Here is a 13,302-nt window from a genome sequence, read left to right as displayed (position 1 = left end):
CGGCGGTTCCGGCATGGTCCACGGCAACGATGGCGAGGAAGCGAACGCCCACGAGAACAGCCATGCCCATGCTCACAATCACGATGATGACCAGGTTTACAAAGGCTACTTTGAGGACGCGCAGGTCAAGGAACGCGCGTTGACGGACTGGGCCGGGGACTGGCAGTCGGTTTATCCCTATCTGCAGGATGGCACGCTCGATCCGGTGATGGCGCACAAGACAGAGAAAGGCGACAAGAAGGCCGACGAATATAAGGCCTATTACGAGATCGGCTATCGGACCGACGTCGAACGGATTGAGATCGACGGCGACACCGTGACATTCTTCAAGGATGGGAAGCCGCTCAAAGCCCGCTATGCGAGCGACGGCTACGAAATCCTGAAATACGAGGCGGGTAACCGCGGGGTACGCTTCGTCTTCAAAAAGACCGGCGGCGACGCACAGGCTCCGCAATACATCCAGTTCAGCGATCACAAGATCGCGCCGGATGCCGCGGACCACTATCACCTCTACTGGGGCAATGATCGCGCCGCCCTGCTGAAAGAGGTGGCGAACTGGCCGACCTACTATCCATCCTCCCTGGATGCGAAGGAGATCGTGCGCGAGATGATCGCGCACTGATCGACGGCTTTTAATCTCAGCTGCGCCCCGCCACCTCCCTACTCAAAGAGGCCAGCCATGCTTGAGCGAGGTCAATATCGATGCTGTCCTCGTGCGCGACGGTGGCGCCAATCTGTCCCGAACCGAAGAGCAGCTGGTCGAGATGACCAATGGCTGTATCTGCTGCACGTTGTGCGACGACCTCTTGAAGGACGTTCGCCAGCTTTCCGAACAGGGACGCTTCGACTACCTGCTTATTGAAGGAACCGGCATTGTATCCCAACCGCGCAAAAGCGCTTGCCGAAGCACAGCGCGGTCGAACTCGACCCGAATGATACAGGGAATCGCTGGGTATTGGGCGTAATTTTGGGCCACGAGAGCCGCTGGGCGGATTCGGATGCCGAATTCGAAGCCGCCCATAAGCTGGACCGCAACCGCGCCGACGCAATGGGCGTTGCAGACTGAACTGACGACGGAAAAAGCACGGCCCGCGGAAGCCATTGAGCAGGTGCGGAAGGCGCTCCGGCTCAATCCTCACTGGCCCGGTTGGTATTACTGGATGTTGGGCCAGGCTCAATATGCCATCGGCGACTACAACTCCGCGATCCAAACGCTGCGCCGGAAGCCGGTCGGGCCCGAGCTGGAAATTGAATTCGGGACACAAATTCAATTTTGGCGTATGATTATGAAATTGTAGCAGTTCGCGATTAATTATCGCGGCGATGGTGTCATTTGAGAAATTCTTGTTGCAGTTAAGTTTTTGCTGCCTTTCTTTTGCTGTTTCGGGAAAAGTCTCAGGCATGCTTGTTTCCAATGTTGCTGCAAAAGCATACCGTGATAAATTTCTCACTGGCAGCGCATTGGCACGCGACGCTAGCTTGTACCATTCCGGTGCAGCTGAAGCTGCAAAGATGAGGCGGGAGTGTGCAATATGCAAACGCGTGTCAGCCTCATCAGGAAACAATAGGAGGCAATGTGGCAGACAGCACAATAGATGGCAGCTTTGAATGCCCTACTTGTAGAGGCATAGTTGGTGCCGCATCGGGTGCTGGTGAAACCATGGCCGTCTGCCGCGATTGCGGACACGTGTTGGGCACATGGGCGAGCGCTCAAGCAATGGCCCAAGCCTCGATCAAGAAGCAACTTTTGGCCATGGCGAAAGCGCGCATCGGCACATCGATCAAAGCGGCAAACCGCAAGATGCGGCGCTAAAACCCGTCGCACGCCTTGCGCACCCTGTGGCTGTGCACGCGTACTTATCAATCCAGCTGCCTCCAGGAGTTGCGACAATGGGCCGGATGGCATCATTAGACACCATCTAGCCAGACGAAGTGCCATGACGGATCGACAAAGGAATACTGTCGCTCGCTTTGGTAATTGGATACACGGGGGAGGGAAAGGAGTCTGCTATGCTCGAACTTACCTATCCAAATGGCTTTCCGGTGCATGTGAACCCGTATGCCGTCGTCACGATTACCCAGGCCGGCGAGACAACAAATATCGTCACGACCAATGGTGAGTTCTCCGTGAAAGAGGACCTAACCATCGTCTCTCAGAGATGGGTAAACCTCATGTCTCAATACGCGGGCCGTGGCTAATCATTCTGCCGCCAGCCAATCCAGTTCGAGAACTCACTATCTCCGGTAAGTCGGAGTATGGTTCTCTCTGTAGTCTCTTGGGCCTTCGCCCATTGATTGCGGCCATCTGCATTGAGCGGGAATGGCTTCTGCCTCACACATCGGCACTTTGTTGAACTACTGGATATAGTGGGCGAGTTCGTGAACGAGGACGCCCAGGTTCAGCCAGTCCGCAAAACGCCAACAACGTACTCACAGCGCGGATGCAGCGTCGCCGCTGGTCACGTCGACAAAAGCTCGGCCTCGGAGGTGGCGCCATAGGACAGCAGGTCGCCTTGCCAATTGCTGCGTTTCACAAATTGCTCCCAAGTCAACGCATGCGGATCGATTTTCCGGCTCCACGTCAGATCGCGGTCGGGGGCGTAATAGCCATACTCGACAGCGTATTCCACCATACCCACCAATTCGCGCACGAGGTGCTCGTCGGCGGCAAAATTCGGAAAGTGGCGCAACAAGTCTTCGCGCGCGTAAGCGGAGGCATAGTGCGCCCGCTGCCCGGTGACCCGCACAAAAGTGTCCACCATTTCTTGCGCCGTGAGAAACTCGCCGATCACTGGTAGGGTTTTGCCGGCGTATTGCGTCGGGTGATCGAAAATCGCGCGCACTGCCGGTCCAGCGGCACTGAGCGGATCACAGAACGGCATGGGTATATGCGGCGGCAAGTATATGGCGAACGTTATGCCGTCCGCCCCGCGCTGCGGCACATAGTATTCTAGGAAATTGGTGTAGTAAAACGCCAGGTAGACGAACGAACTGCGAACGGGCAAGCTGCGAATGTAGTCCTCCACCTTCGCCTTGTCGGTGAAGTGCGGCGCCCACTTGGTGCCGCCGGTACGCGCTTCGACATTTTCGAGCCCGCTGAAAACCACATGCTCGACGCCAGCGGCCACCGCCGCGTTAGCCAATTCCATGCCGAGGGTAAGCTCGAGTTCCTCCGGCGGCACCTTGACGATGGGCGGCGTCATCAAGAACGCTCCGTACGAGCCGCTCATGGCCGCGGTTAGCTTGGCCTCCATGCCGAGTTCAAGGGGTGCCACCACGACCTCGGCGCCCTTCTGCGCCAAGATTTGCGCAGGCTGGCTATCGCAGCGGCGCGTCAGGGCACGCACCCGGTAGCGCCCACTGTCGAGCAGGGCCTCGGCGACACTGCGGCCTTGCTTGCTCGAGGCACCGACAACAGTGATCAGAGGTTTGGCGGTATCGGCTTGGATCATGCAACTTCTCCCAGTCTTGAGATTCCTGATCTTGAGGTCGTGAACCGTAGTCGCCCGGTTGCTGTCCACCAGGGTGCTCGTGAATGGCGACCGCGGAAAAGGCCGGACCTCAGGCCGGAAGTCTTGCCTGTTTCGAGCTATATTGGAAATCATAGGAATGTTCAGCTACTATCCATTCAATGGATACCAAGCGCCTGAATCTCAATCTGCTGGTCACTCTTGAGACGTTGCTCGTGGAGCAGAACGTCACGAAGGCGGCCGCGCGCCTGAATCTGAGCCAACCGGCAGTAAGCGCCCAGCTAAACCGCCTCAGACATGAGTTCGACGACCCACTGCTAATTCCTGCACAGCGAGGAATGACGCCGACCGCTAAAGCAATGGAATTGCTCGAACCTTTGCGCCAGGCCCTCGACCAAGTTCGAGCCACGGTTGTTTCCCATAGGAACTTTGACCCGGCTGAAGCCAAGCTAACCGTTTCTATCGCCTGTACAGATTATCTGCAGGCGGTGGTGGTCAAGCCGCTCGTCGTGGAACTCAGGATGCGGGCACCCGGAGTTCGTGTCGCGCTGCGCAATCTCGACGTGCCGCAGTTGGACGCGCAGATGGTGCGGGGTGATGTGGATCTGGCGCTCATGACGCCGCAGGCCGCTTCGCCGAGTCTTCGTACTCGACACCTGTTTAACGAGCGCTATGTGCTCATTGGCCGACGGAAGCATCCGAGACTAAGAGAGGGAATCACGGTCGAGGAGTTTGCTGAGATGGACCAGGTAATTGTTTCCTTGGACGGCGGTGGCTTTGTGACGCCAGTGGACAGCGCTTTGGCTGACCTCGGACACAGACGCAATGCGGTGTTATCTGCAGCCTCATTTTTGTTCGTTCCTGAGATCGTGTCTTCCTCGGACTTCGTTGCCCTTGTTCCAGAACGTCTCGTACGCGACCGTGCCGACAAGTTCATGGTAATAGACTGCCCATTTCCCGTCGAAGGTTTCGCCGTGGGAATGGTGTGGCACGAGCGCAGTCACGGACACGGCGGCCAACGCTGGATCCGGGAGGCTATTGTGTCGCTGATGGCGCACACATAAATGGCTGCCTGGCTTTGCTTCTCGAAGCTATCTTCAGTTACATTGAAAGCGCGGATCCGAGGGCGACGGTTCACGTCGAAGAGGAAATCGTCTGCGCCGCACGCCGTCTTCTCGACTTTCCCGAGAGCGGTCGACCTGGCTGAATTGCTAGAACGAGGGAGCTTGTTATCCCCCGTACGCTTGCATTGCAGCTTTTCGCGTTCGAGGATCCTGCAATTCAAATCCCTTCAAGGCGGGCATTTGAAGTGAGATTCCCAATGAGCCATGGATATGTTCCCGGAGGTCGGTTCGCGAGAAGGCAACAGGCAAAGGATAAATAGGCAGGCCCGAGCCTGAACAGCAAATCTCGGCCAACTTGTGCCAATACCTTGCGAAAAAGCCAACGACCATGGTGCACCAACTACCATGAGGTTGTTCAAATCCGCAGCCAACTGCAATGGTATGGCCAGACCGATCCATGCGGGCAGACCCGCATCCCGTGAACGGGGCGCCGGCACAGAAATGGAAGTCAAAGACTGAGGTGCGTCGAATTCTTGTCGCTGCACCAAAGTCCATCTTCGTTGTTCTCGGCCCGACAGGAACGTGTCGGGGTATTTCATTAGAAGATGCGTTCTGTCTTTTGGACAACAGGATATACTTTGATTTCGTCGTTGCTGTCCTTGTTTTTCATTCATCTAAACCGAGGAATATGCAGCATTTTTTTACTTACATTGACTTGTTTGCCTTAAAGGAGGACTCTCATCTCGTCGTCAGGCATTGGATCGGCCGCTGACGCTGGAGAGATTAGTCGAGCTCCCGCCCAAAGGGAGCAATCATGTCATTCCAGATTTTAACATCGGTTTCCAAGGATGCATATACCAAGGTGAACTGGCACGTCATGTCGGCGGCCTATGAACAGGCTATGTTCCTGCTCGACGCATCGGATGATGGAAATCATAACGCTGGCCGATTGGCACGTGAAGTAATGCGGCTGTTTAACAACGGAAAACGTGACGTCAGCTTGATCGCATCGCTGGCAGCGGACCGGGAACGCAGCATGGGTTTTAGCACAGAGATGCGCAAACAACCGGTGCGCAGGCGCTCCGGTGTAAGGCCTTAGCCCGGTGGCCAATGACTATGCCCGGATGCAATTGCCCTGGCTCCGGAGACTATTCCTCCGCGCGCCCGACAATGGCGCGCATCCCGGTCGTTCCAATTCCGAGAGCAGCGACTTGCAGATCGGCCGTTTGACCACAACGATCGGGGGGATGGCAGCGCGAAACCATGAGGGCCTTTTGGCAACCACGGATTGGACGGCAGAGCGGAATTTGCTGTGGGCAATGATCGATCAGGTCCCCGACTATCTGTTCGTGAAAGATCTGGATCACCGCTTTGTTGTTGTAAACCAGGCGGTAGCGCGAATCCACGGTTACGACCACGCGGATCAGTTGATTGGCAAAACCGATTTTGATCTACACACGCCCGATCTCGCGGCAAGGTTTTTCGAAGTCGAGCAGGCGATAATCCAATCCGGCAGCCCGATGATCGACATGGAGGAAGAGGTCGTTGATGCGGTAACCGGAGCCAAAAAGTGGCTCTCGACCTCCAAAATCGCTCTTCACAATGACACGAACGAGACCATAGGACTTGTCGGGATATCGCGCGACATCAGCGTTCGCAAACAGGCGGATCGTCTTCGCGACGAGCAAAGCCTTGTACTCGAAATGATCGCAATGAACTTGCCTCTCAGGGATGTACTAGACAAAATAATGCGCCTGATCGAAGAGCAGCTGGAGGGCGTGTTTGCCTCAATCCTTGTTGTTGACAGCGATGGAGGGCACCTCTGGCACGGTGCCGCGCCGAGCCTTCCGGGGACCTATGCCCGCGCTATTGATGGCATCGCGATTGGCCCGAACATGGGTTCTTGTGGCACGGCAGCTTATCGGCGGGAGAGCGTCATAGTCGCGGATATCGCGAATGATCCACTTTGGAGCAACTTCAGGGACTTGGCACAACTCCACAGCCTGCGCTCCTGCTGGTCGACGCCGATTTTGTCGCATCAGGGCGACCTCCTCGGTACCTTTGCCCTGTATTCAGGTGAGGTGAGGCAACCAGGTTCCTTTGAAAGGCGGCTCACGGAAAGGGTAGTAAGGATTGCTGCCATCGCGATTGAGCGCAAGCAAAACGAAGATGAGATATTTTTCCTGGCCAATCATGACGCTCTGACGGGCTTGCCAAATCGCATTTTGCTCAAAGATCGTTTGACCCAGGCCATGTTGCACACGGAACTTCACCATCATAACCCCTGGGTATCGGTGGTCTTCGTAGACCTCGACAATTTCAAAACGGTCAATGACAGGCTGGGCCATACGGCAGGAGACGAGCTTCTCAAGATTGTTGCGCGTCGTATGGTGGGCTGCGTGAGGCCGATCGATGCCGTTGTTCGGCTTGGTGGCGATGAATTTGTAATACTGCTGGTCGATCTACCCGCACGCACCGATGCGATCTCAGTAATCCTGCACAAGCTCAGGGCAGCTATTACGGACCCGATTGCTCTCGACGGTCACGAATTCCACATCACTTGCAGCATGGGTGTTGCTACGTTTCCACATGATGGCAACGATGCAGAGACGTTGCTGATGAACGCCGATGCGGCAATGTACCAGGCCAAGAATAGTGGGCGGGACAGCTTCCAGTTTTTTACCGCGGAGATGAATACCAAAGCGCACGAACGCTTTGCAATGCAGGATGCAATACGCTCGGGCATCGCGCGGTCGGAATTCTACCTGGATTATCAACCTCAAGTCGATCTGCGCTCGGGGCGCATCTTCGCGGCAGAAGCGTTGGTCCGCTGGAGACATCCCGTTCTCGGTGTATTGTCCCCCGTTCAATTTATATCGCTCGCTGAGGAAACGGGTCTTATTGTTCCGCTTGGGGACTGGGTCCTCAACGAGGCCTGCCGGCAAAACAAAGCCTGGCAGGATGCAGGGCTTCCGCACCTCAGCGTCAGTGTCAATGTTTCGGCACTGCAATTTCAGGAAAAGGACTGGCCGCAGCGGGTGAGGCGAATATTGAAAGAAAGCGGCCTTGAAGCCGAGTATCTGGAACTGGAAGTGACCGAAAGCTTGTTGATGCGCAATGTTGATCAGGCAATCGCAACCATGAAAGAATTGCAAGAGCTGGGCGTTCATTTCGCCATTGATGATTTTGGCACGGGCTATTCCAGCCTGAGCACTCTGAAATGCCTGCCCGTAACGCGTCTCAAGATCGATCAATCGTTCGTGCGCAACCTTGCACATGACGAGGATGATCGAAGCATCATATCTGCGGTGATATCCCTCGGACAGCGCTTGAACATGATGGTAATTGCAGAGGGTGTCGAGACGGAAGGTCAACTGGCGTTCTTGCGTGCCAACGGGTGCGACGAGGCCCAGGGCTACCATTTCAGCAAACCCGTCGACCCCGGCGCGATGGCTGATCTACTTATGCTCCAAGGCTGACCATCCGAGTATATGTGTGCAGCCAATCCGCTCCTTTGCATAAAGGGGTGATGTCAGGTTAACTCTTCGAGGAAAGGGAAATCCTTTTGGCTGGCAGATTTCAGGCTAATGCACCTGCCACCGCCTTCCATTGTGCCTGGGCGTTGAGGCGATGGAGGCCGTTGCGGCAAGTTCGGCAGGCGTAGCGGCGAAGCGGCACTCAGCGAAACTATTCCACTGGCAAGCGCAAACAGGTTCTTGATCCTGTGGTCCATTTCACGGATCAGCATATGTTGCTGTTGCTCGGCACGCCTTCGATCGGTTATGTCCCTGGCAATCTTCGATGCGAGCGTTGCCTCGCAGCCTCCAATGTCCTCGGTTTGCCGTTGAAGCCAAATCGATGAGGAGGGAACGCCTGCCCGTTTCCAAACCGATCTCAATGATACGTTCGAGCCGCAAGTCGCCTTGCATCACGGCTGGCTGGTCAAGACCATGGGGTGACGGCATATTGGCCGAATTTCTCGCGGTATTTCGGGCAGCCCCCGCAGCCGGCGAGCGTCCGCTAACCCCGATAACCGCCTTCATCCAGATATCGCTGTTCTTCAGGACGCATGGTGCGCCCCAAAATCGGATTGCGATGCGGAAAGCGTCCAAACCTTTGGACGATGTCGCAATGCCGCCGTGCATGTGAAAGGTTCGGTTCGCCAAGCCGCTTGCCAAGCTCTACGGATAGCAGCTGGTCCGGCAGGCTTTCCGAATGACCAAACGGCAGGTACAGGAACAGGCGCATTTCCGCTTCGATCGCTTCGTCGTAACCGGCCACTATCGCATCGCTGGCAATCTCCCGCGCCATTTGGTCCGTTTCGTACATGCGCGGCGTTCCGCGAAAGGCATTGCGCGGAAACTGATCGAGGAGAATGACCAGCGCCAGCGCCCCTGTCGGTGTCGACAGCCAATCGGAAAGCTCGCCGCGGGCCGCCGCCTCGTGCAGATCAAGGAACCGCTCTCGAAACCGGCGGTCGAAATCGACGTCTTTGGCGAACCAAAGCGTTGGGCCTGCTGCACGCCAGAATTCGACAACGGCTTCACCCGATATAACCTTGGTCGGAGTTACTGCATCTGACGTCGCGTGATCTGCATAGTTGCGGGCGGCCCTTCCGCGATCCGCCTCGACAAAGGGTAGACCTCCAGCCATCGATGCGATTTCCACAAAGGCTTCCAGACTGGCGGGTGGTTTCAAGTTCCAGGACATTTAAAGCTCCTGTGTTGCTGGACTACAAATTCGTGATCGCAACATTTCAGATGCGTGATGCTGAATCCAATGGTATGATTTCATCAATATGCTGAATGAAAGTAATTTAGCTCGTATCGACCTTAACCTGCTCGTGCTTTTCGCGATCGTCTTCGACGAGCGCCACGTTGGCCGTGCAGCTGAGAAGCTTAATCTTTCGCCCTCCGCAGTCAGTCATGGTTTGAAGCGGCTGCGACGGTTATTGAACGATCCGCTCTTTCTCAGAACGCCGAAAGGCGTGGTTCCTACAGTCCGAGCGATAGAGTTGCGGGAACCGGTGTCGGACGTGCTTGCGCGCATTGGCGATATTGTCTCGACTGCCGGGGCCTTTGATCCCTCGACATCACGACGGCGTTTTACGATTGGCGCACCGGATGGTGTCTCAGCGGTGCTGCTGCCGCCGTTACTCGGTGCTCTCCAATCATTGGCCCCCCGCATCGATCTTGGCGTACGACAGCTTCTACCGCCCAACAGGGCGAGGGGCCTTCAAACCGCCTGGCAGCCGGTGCTCGATGAGCTGGAAGCCGGCAGTCTTGATATTGCAATCGTGCCGCTTCAATCGGTACCCGCCCGCTTTGTGATGTCGACGCTCTACGAAGAGAGTTTCGTGATCGTGACGAGGGCAGGACATGGTTATCCCAAAGATCCTTCGCTCGACCGGTACTGCGATATGCAGCATATCGTTGTATCGCTCACAGGCGACAGTCACGGCATGTTTGACGATTATCTCGCTGCGCTCGGCCGTTCGCGCAGGGTAGCTCTGACCGTACCGAACTTCATGCAAGCGATGCTGATGCTGTCCGGGACGGATTTCGCGACTGCAGTGCCCCGACGCTTGGCGGAGACATATGCAGGGCGGCTCGACCTTGAGATTGCCGAGATTCCTCTAGCACGGCCGCGCGATCAGATTCTTGCCGTCGCGACCAAGGCCGCAATGATGGACAGGGGAGTCGACTGGCTCTTTGGCGTGGTTGAGAAGACGGGGCGGCGTTGTTGACTGTAGGGTCTGGCCGGGCAAGAATTAAGTCGCAAGGACAGCCTCAACGACACGGCCGGGTTTAAGGTGAAGTTCTGAGCCACAGGCTGAGTGAAAACACCTACAGGAGCTCAGGAGTTTTGCTGAGCTCCAGCGAGGGAAACCTGATTGACGTGGGCCGTCCCAGGTGTTTCCGGTGTTTTCGAGCATCCAGTCAGGGAAGGAGACGAGCAGAGCTCCCTTGTCAGCGTATGGCGTTCGAGCCGCCCCTGCGTGTTGCAATTTCTCGGACCATCTTCGAGCCGTCTTTCACGAAAATAGGGCTGTCAAAATAAGAGTTCATCAAGTCCTCCAGAATAGTGAACGTTGGCCTGGAGTGTGGGCGCATGGTTGGCTCCGGCTCGTGATGCTGCCATCGAAACTTGCGCTTCTCAGGCGGGATGACCCCATATTTGGCATTGCCGATGCTCCGCAATCTCCGACTGACGGCGCTAGATTCTCCGCAGCAGCAAACGGACCACTACAGCCCGCTTGCTGCCATTGTAGCTAGCTCTTGAGCCGCGAATTGCACAGGCTGTAGTAGCCGCCGCCCTTTTGAATCCACTTCAGCCCTCCAAGAGAGTTGTTCTGTTTGTTGGCATAGTATTGTTCCAGGCACGTGTGCATGCGGGCCTTGCCTGGGCTTTCACTGGAAAACTTGGTCGCGATGGCGCTCGGGAAACCCACGCCGCGCGGAGCGGCTGCCGTCGGTGCTGCCGGCTCGCCCTTGTATGTGGCGGTATCGGCACTCGGAGCAGTCTCGTCATCATTGGTTGTAGAGGCATCGGCACTGCATTGCGCTTTACGGAAATCATTCCACTTCAAGCCGCCGAGCGTGCCCGCCGTCTTGGCCGCTTGATATTTGACGCTGCATTCTTTCATCGACAGACCAGCGCCATTGCTGTCATCCGATGCGGCGGTCGCAGTCGTTGTCGGTTGAGCCGGTTGCTGATTGGCTGTAGCAGATGCACCGGTGCTGCACTGTGCTTTGCGGAAGTCGTTCCACTTTAGACCCCCGAGTGTTCCGGCGCTCTTGGCAGTCTGATATTTGGCGCTGCATTCCTTCATCGTCAGACCGCCATCATCACTGGCGCTGTTGGTCGCGGTTTTGCTGGTTTTGGTTGGGCTTGCCGGAGCTTCAGCAGTAGAGTCCGCGCTACATTGGGCTTTGCGGAAATCATTCCACTTCAGTCCACCCAATGTACCGGCACTCTTTGCAGCCTGATATTTTGCGCTGCATTCCTTCATCGTCAAACCACCACTTCCATCGGTGCCGCCGGCGGCTGTGGGTGTTGTTGTGGTATCGGCTTTTGTCTTGCTCGCCGCCTTCTTCGTCTCCGTTGCCGGCGCGGCATCAGAAGCACATTCGGCTTTGCGGAAATCATTCCATTTCAGACCACCAAGCGTCCCTGCCTCCTTTGCCGCCTGATACTTGACGCTGCATTCCTTGGCAGTGAGCGCATAGGCTGGTGCAACGGCAAATGATGCCGCCGCAAGCATGCCGGCGAATACGAGATTTCGGATGGTGGACATTGTAAAACTCCCTCAAGTGGCCGGAAACTAAACTCGCAACGTCTTACTCGCCCCGGACGATGCATGGAATTCTACCAAGGCACATCTGTTTGTTCTTGCGAAAACCATACTTTCGAAAAACAAAGTGTATCGGGTGGCAATAAAGCGTGAACAAGCGCACTTTGGGCCGAGCGAGAAGATCACCGCGAGATTGCAGTATGACGCCCCACAGTTCTAAGGCGCTCCATAGCAGAGAATTGCAAGAAGCAAGCTATGGTACATACATCGAATTTAATTCAATATTTGAAATATAAATAGCTCCATCCACCGGTCTAAACAATATATTTTCGGTACAGCTGTTCCCTGTTTCAGTCATTGTAAAGCAATTGATTGTTGCGTTGTTGCCACAAAATAACCATACTGCCTGAGCGGCGAGGTGACTCCCTTCCCGTAAACCAGCTGGACGAAAGGAATCTGTCATTCTGACACGATTCCAAATAGGGGCCGACTGTGCCGCCGACGGACAACATTGGCGTGGGGACCCTGGTCCGTCAACAGATGGATTCTAAACGGAGGACAACCGATGAAAACCGTGACACTGGCTGCCGCCATGGTTCTGGCTATGCCGACTTTCGCTTCTGCGCAAGACAAGTGCTCCGACGCCGCCAAGACTCAGGCCGCCATGAACGAGTGCGCCGGTTCTTCTTTCAAGAAATCCGACAAGAAGCTCAATGAGCTTTACCAGCAGATCGAAACCCGCCTGAACGACGACGCGGACACCAAGAAGCTTCTTGTTCAGGCACAGCGAGATTGGGTCAAATTTCGCGACGCCGAGTGCAATTTCCAGACCGCCCAAGCGGCCGGCGGAAGCATGATGCCAATGCTCACTGCGCAGTGCACGGACGGGCTGACACAATCGCGTATCAAAAACTTCGAGGCCTATCTGAAATGCGAGGAAGGGGACATGCGTTGCCCCGTCCCCGCCGCTGCCGTTTCAACCGCCGCTCCCTCTACGCCCGCTCAAGCTGCGACTCCGGCAACCGCCCAGGGTGACATGGGTTTCGATGTTAACGTTACGCTCTCCCCGAAAGCGGCTGCCAGGCTCGCGGCCGAAAAGGAGGGGATCGTTGTCTTCGCCGACTATTACGGTGATCCGAAGAAGAGTGCCGAGAAGCATGCCAACGAGATCGGCCAGATCAGTCTCGTGCAGCAGGACGAAGAGGTGCAAATACCGGGCACCGGTGGCCACGCGCATGTCAGTGGCGCGAAGGTTGACACGAAGCGTCTCGATTGGCTCGCCGGCCCTGCCAAGGTCAACGTCAACGTCGCGTCGGCGCGCAAGAGCAATCCCGACAATCTGCTCGCTTGCGATTTTATCGACGGTGCCCTTGCTGATGTCATGAAAGCACCCGTTACGCTCCACTGCTACCTGATCGAGGAGAAGCATCCGGACACAAAGCTGAAGCCATAGGCTTGCCGCTCCGGGGACCTG

12 protein-coding genes and 3 pseudogenes are annotated in these 13,302 nt (G+C 56.1%); 11 read left to right on the top strand and 4 right to left on the bottom strand.

The window, feature by feature from the left end; translation table 11 throughout:
* The first annotated feature begins 13 nt into the window (after positions 1 to 13).
* From N8E88_RS10820 to N8E88_RS10800, 5 genes and pseudogenes are all read left to right on the top strand, one after another.
* Positions 14 to 622, top strand: a complete 609-nt coding sequence (locus tag N8E88_RS10820) for a ZinT family metal-binding protein (RefSeq protein ID WP_262292413.1) — start codon at positions 14 to 16, stop codon at positions 620 to 622.
* A gap of 61 nt (positions 623 to 683) precedes the next feature.
* Positions 684 to 882 (top strand): annotated as a pseudogene (locus N8E88_RS10815) (GTP-binding protein); the annotation flags it as partial.
* A gap of 116 nt (positions 883 to 998) precedes the next feature.
* Entirely contained in the window at positions 999 to 1,298 is a 300-nt protein-coding gene (locus N8E88_RS10810) for a hypothetical protein (protein ID WP_262291742.1), read from the top strand.
* Positions 1,299 to 1,576: 278 nt separating this feature from the next.
* Complete coding sequence (locus N8E88_RS10805; RefSeq protein ID WP_262291741.1) at positions 1,577 to 1,813, top strand: hypothetical protein; 237 nt, start codon at positions 1,577 to 1,579, stop codon at positions 1,811 to 1,813.
* 197 nt (positions 1,814 to 2,010) lie between these two features.
* A complete protein-coding gene (locus N8E88_RS10800) occupies positions 2,011 to 2,199 on the top strand; it encodes a flagellar FlbD family protein (protein ID WP_262291740.1) in 189 nt (62 codons plus the stop codon).
* A gap of 260 nt (positions 2,200 to 2,459) precedes the next feature.
* On the opposite strand, the gene N8E88_RS10795 is transcribed toward N8E88_RS10800, so the two are convergent.
* Complete coding sequence (locus N8E88_RS10795; protein WP_262291739.1) at positions 2,460 to 3,452, bottom strand: NmrA/HSCARG family protein; 993 nt, start codon at positions 3,450 to 3,452, stop codon at positions 2,460 to 2,462.
* Positions 3,453 to 3,631: 179 nt separating this feature from the next.
* Here N8E88_RS10795 and N8E88_RS10790 point away from each other — a divergent pair, with 179 nt between their 5' ends.
* The 4 genes and pseudogenes from N8E88_RS10790 to N8E88_RS10775 all read left to right on the top strand — a co-directional run bounded on the left by N8E88_RS10790 (position 3,632) and on the right by N8E88_RS10775 (position 8,013).
* The gene (locus N8E88_RS10790; RefSeq protein WP_262291738.1) at positions 3,632 to 4,534 is read left to right on the top strand and encodes a LysR family transcriptional regulator; all 903 of its coding nucleotides are present in this window, start codon (positions 3,632 to 3,634) and stop codon (positions 4,532 to 4,534) included.
* Positions 4,531 to 4,854, top strand: a pseudogene (locus N8E88_RS31795) (type II toxin-antitoxin system RelE/ParE family toxin). The gene N8E88_RS10790 and the pseudogene N8E88_RS31795 overlap by 4 nt, the downstream one beginning before the upstream one ends.
* A gap of 494 nt (positions 4,855 to 5,348) precedes the next feature.
* Positions 5,349 to 5,633, top strand: a complete 285-nt coding sequence (locus tag N8E88_RS10780) for a hypothetical protein (RefSeq protein WP_262291737.1) — start codon at positions 5,349 to 5,351, stop codon at positions 5,631 to 5,633.
* A 148-nt stretch (positions 5,634 to 5,781) separates the two neighbouring features.
* A complete protein-coding gene (locus tag N8E88_RS10775; RefSeq protein ID WP_262291736.1) occupies positions 5,782 to 8,013 on the top strand; it encodes a sensor domain-containing protein in 2,232 nt (743 codons plus the stop codon).
* A gap of 162 nt (positions 8,014 to 8,175) precedes the next feature.
* Here N8E88_RS10775 and N8E88_RS10770 read toward each other — a convergent pair.
* A pseudogene (locus N8E88_RS10770) lies at positions 8,176 to 8,339 on the bottom strand (HWE histidine kinase domain-containing protein); the annotation flags it as partial.
* Between the two features lie 215 nt (positions 8,340 to 8,554).
* The gene (locus N8E88_RS10765) at positions 8,555 to 9,244 is read right to left on the bottom strand and encodes a DUF924 family protein (protein ID WP_262291735.1); all 690 of its coding nucleotides are present in this window, start codon (positions 9,242 to 9,244) and stop codon (positions 8,555 to 8,557) included.
* An 88-nt stretch (positions 9,245 to 9,332) separates the two neighbouring features.
* On the opposite strand from N8E88_RS10765, the gene N8E88_RS10760 reads away from it, so the two are divergent.
* Positions 9,333 to 10,280, top strand: coding sequence for a LysR family transcriptional regulator (locus N8E88_RS10760; RefSeq protein WP_262291734.1), 948 nt, complete (start codon positions 9,333 to 9,335; stop codon positions 10,278 to 10,280).
* A 525-nt stretch (positions 10,281 to 10,805) separates the two neighbouring features.
* On the opposite strand, the gene N8E88_RS10755 is transcribed toward N8E88_RS10760, so the two are convergent.
* On the bottom strand, positions 10,806 to 11,546 hold the full coding sequence (locus N8E88_RS10755) for a hypothetical protein (RefSeq protein WP_262292412.1): 741 nt from the start codon (positions 11,544 to 11,546) through the stop codon (positions 10,806 to 10,808).
* Positions 11,547 to 12,393: 847 nt separating this feature from the next.
* On the opposite strand from N8E88_RS10755, the gene N8E88_RS31530 reads away from it, so the two are divergent.
* Positions 12,394 to 13,281 (top strand): lysozyme inhibitor LprI family protein, encoded by an 888-nt coding sequence (locus tag N8E88_RS31530; protein WP_315975218.1) that lies wholly within the window; start codon positions 12,394 to 12,396, stop codon positions 13,279 to 13,281.
* Positions 13,282 to 13,302 lie beyond the last annotated feature (21 nt).

Source organism: Phyllobacterium zundukense (genome assembly GCF_025452195.1).
Classification (GTDB): domain Bacteria; phylum Pseudomonadota; class Alphaproteobacteria; order Rhizobiales; family Rhizobiaceae; genus Phyllobacterium; species Phyllobacterium zundukense_A.
Note: the sequence above shows the minus strand (reverse complement) of the source record. Positions and strands in the feature narration are given on the sequence as shown.

What these genes read in the sequence shown, in the direction of transcription:
- N8E88_RS10820 (WP_262292413.1), top strand. Translation starts at nt 14, where the DNA reads ATGGTCCACGGCAACGATGGCGAGGAAGCGAACGCCCACGAGAACAGC.
- N8E88_RS10810 (WP_262291742.1), top strand. Translation starts at nt 999, where the DNA reads ATGCCGAATTCGAAGCCGCCCATAAGCTGGACCGCAACCGCGCCGACG.
- N8E88_RS10800 (WP_262291740.1), top strand. Translation starts at nt 2,011, where the DNA reads ATGCTCGAACTTACCTATCCAAATGGCTTTCCGGTGCATGTGAACCCG.
- N8E88_RS10795 (WP_262291739.1), bottom strand. Translation starts at nt 3,452, where the DNA reads ATGATCCAAGCCGATACCGCCAAACCTCTGATCACTGTTGTCGGTGCC.
- N8E88_RS10790 (WP_262291738.1), top strand. Translation starts at nt 3,632, where the DNA reads ATGGATACCAAGCGCCTGAATCTCAATCTGCTGGTCACTCTTGAGACG.
- N8E88_RS10780 (WP_262291737.1), top strand. Translation starts at nt 5,349, where the DNA reads ATGTCATTCCAGATTTTAACATCGGTTTCCAAGGATGCATATACCAAG.
- N8E88_RS10775 (WP_262291736.1), top strand. Translation starts at nt 5,782, where the DNA reads ATGGCAGCGCGAAACCATGAGGGCCTTTTGGCAACCACGGATTGGACG.
- N8E88_RS10765 (WP_262291735.1), bottom strand. Translation starts at nt 9,244, where the DNA reads ATGTCCTGGAACTTGAAACCACCCGCCAGTCTGGAAGCCTTTGTGGAA.
- N8E88_RS10760 (WP_262291734.1), top strand. Translation starts at nt 9,333, where the DNA reads ATGCTGAATGAAAGTAATTTAGCTCGTATCGACCTTAACCTGCTCGTG.
- N8E88_RS10755 (WP_262292412.1), bottom strand. Translation starts at nt 11,546, where the DNA reads ATGAAGGAATGCAGCGCAAAATATCAGGCTGCAAAGAGTGCCGGTACA.
- N8E88_RS31530 (WP_315975218.1), top strand. Translation starts at nt 12,394, where the DNA reads ATGAAAACCGTGACACTGGCTGCCGCCATGGTTCTGGCTATGCCGACT.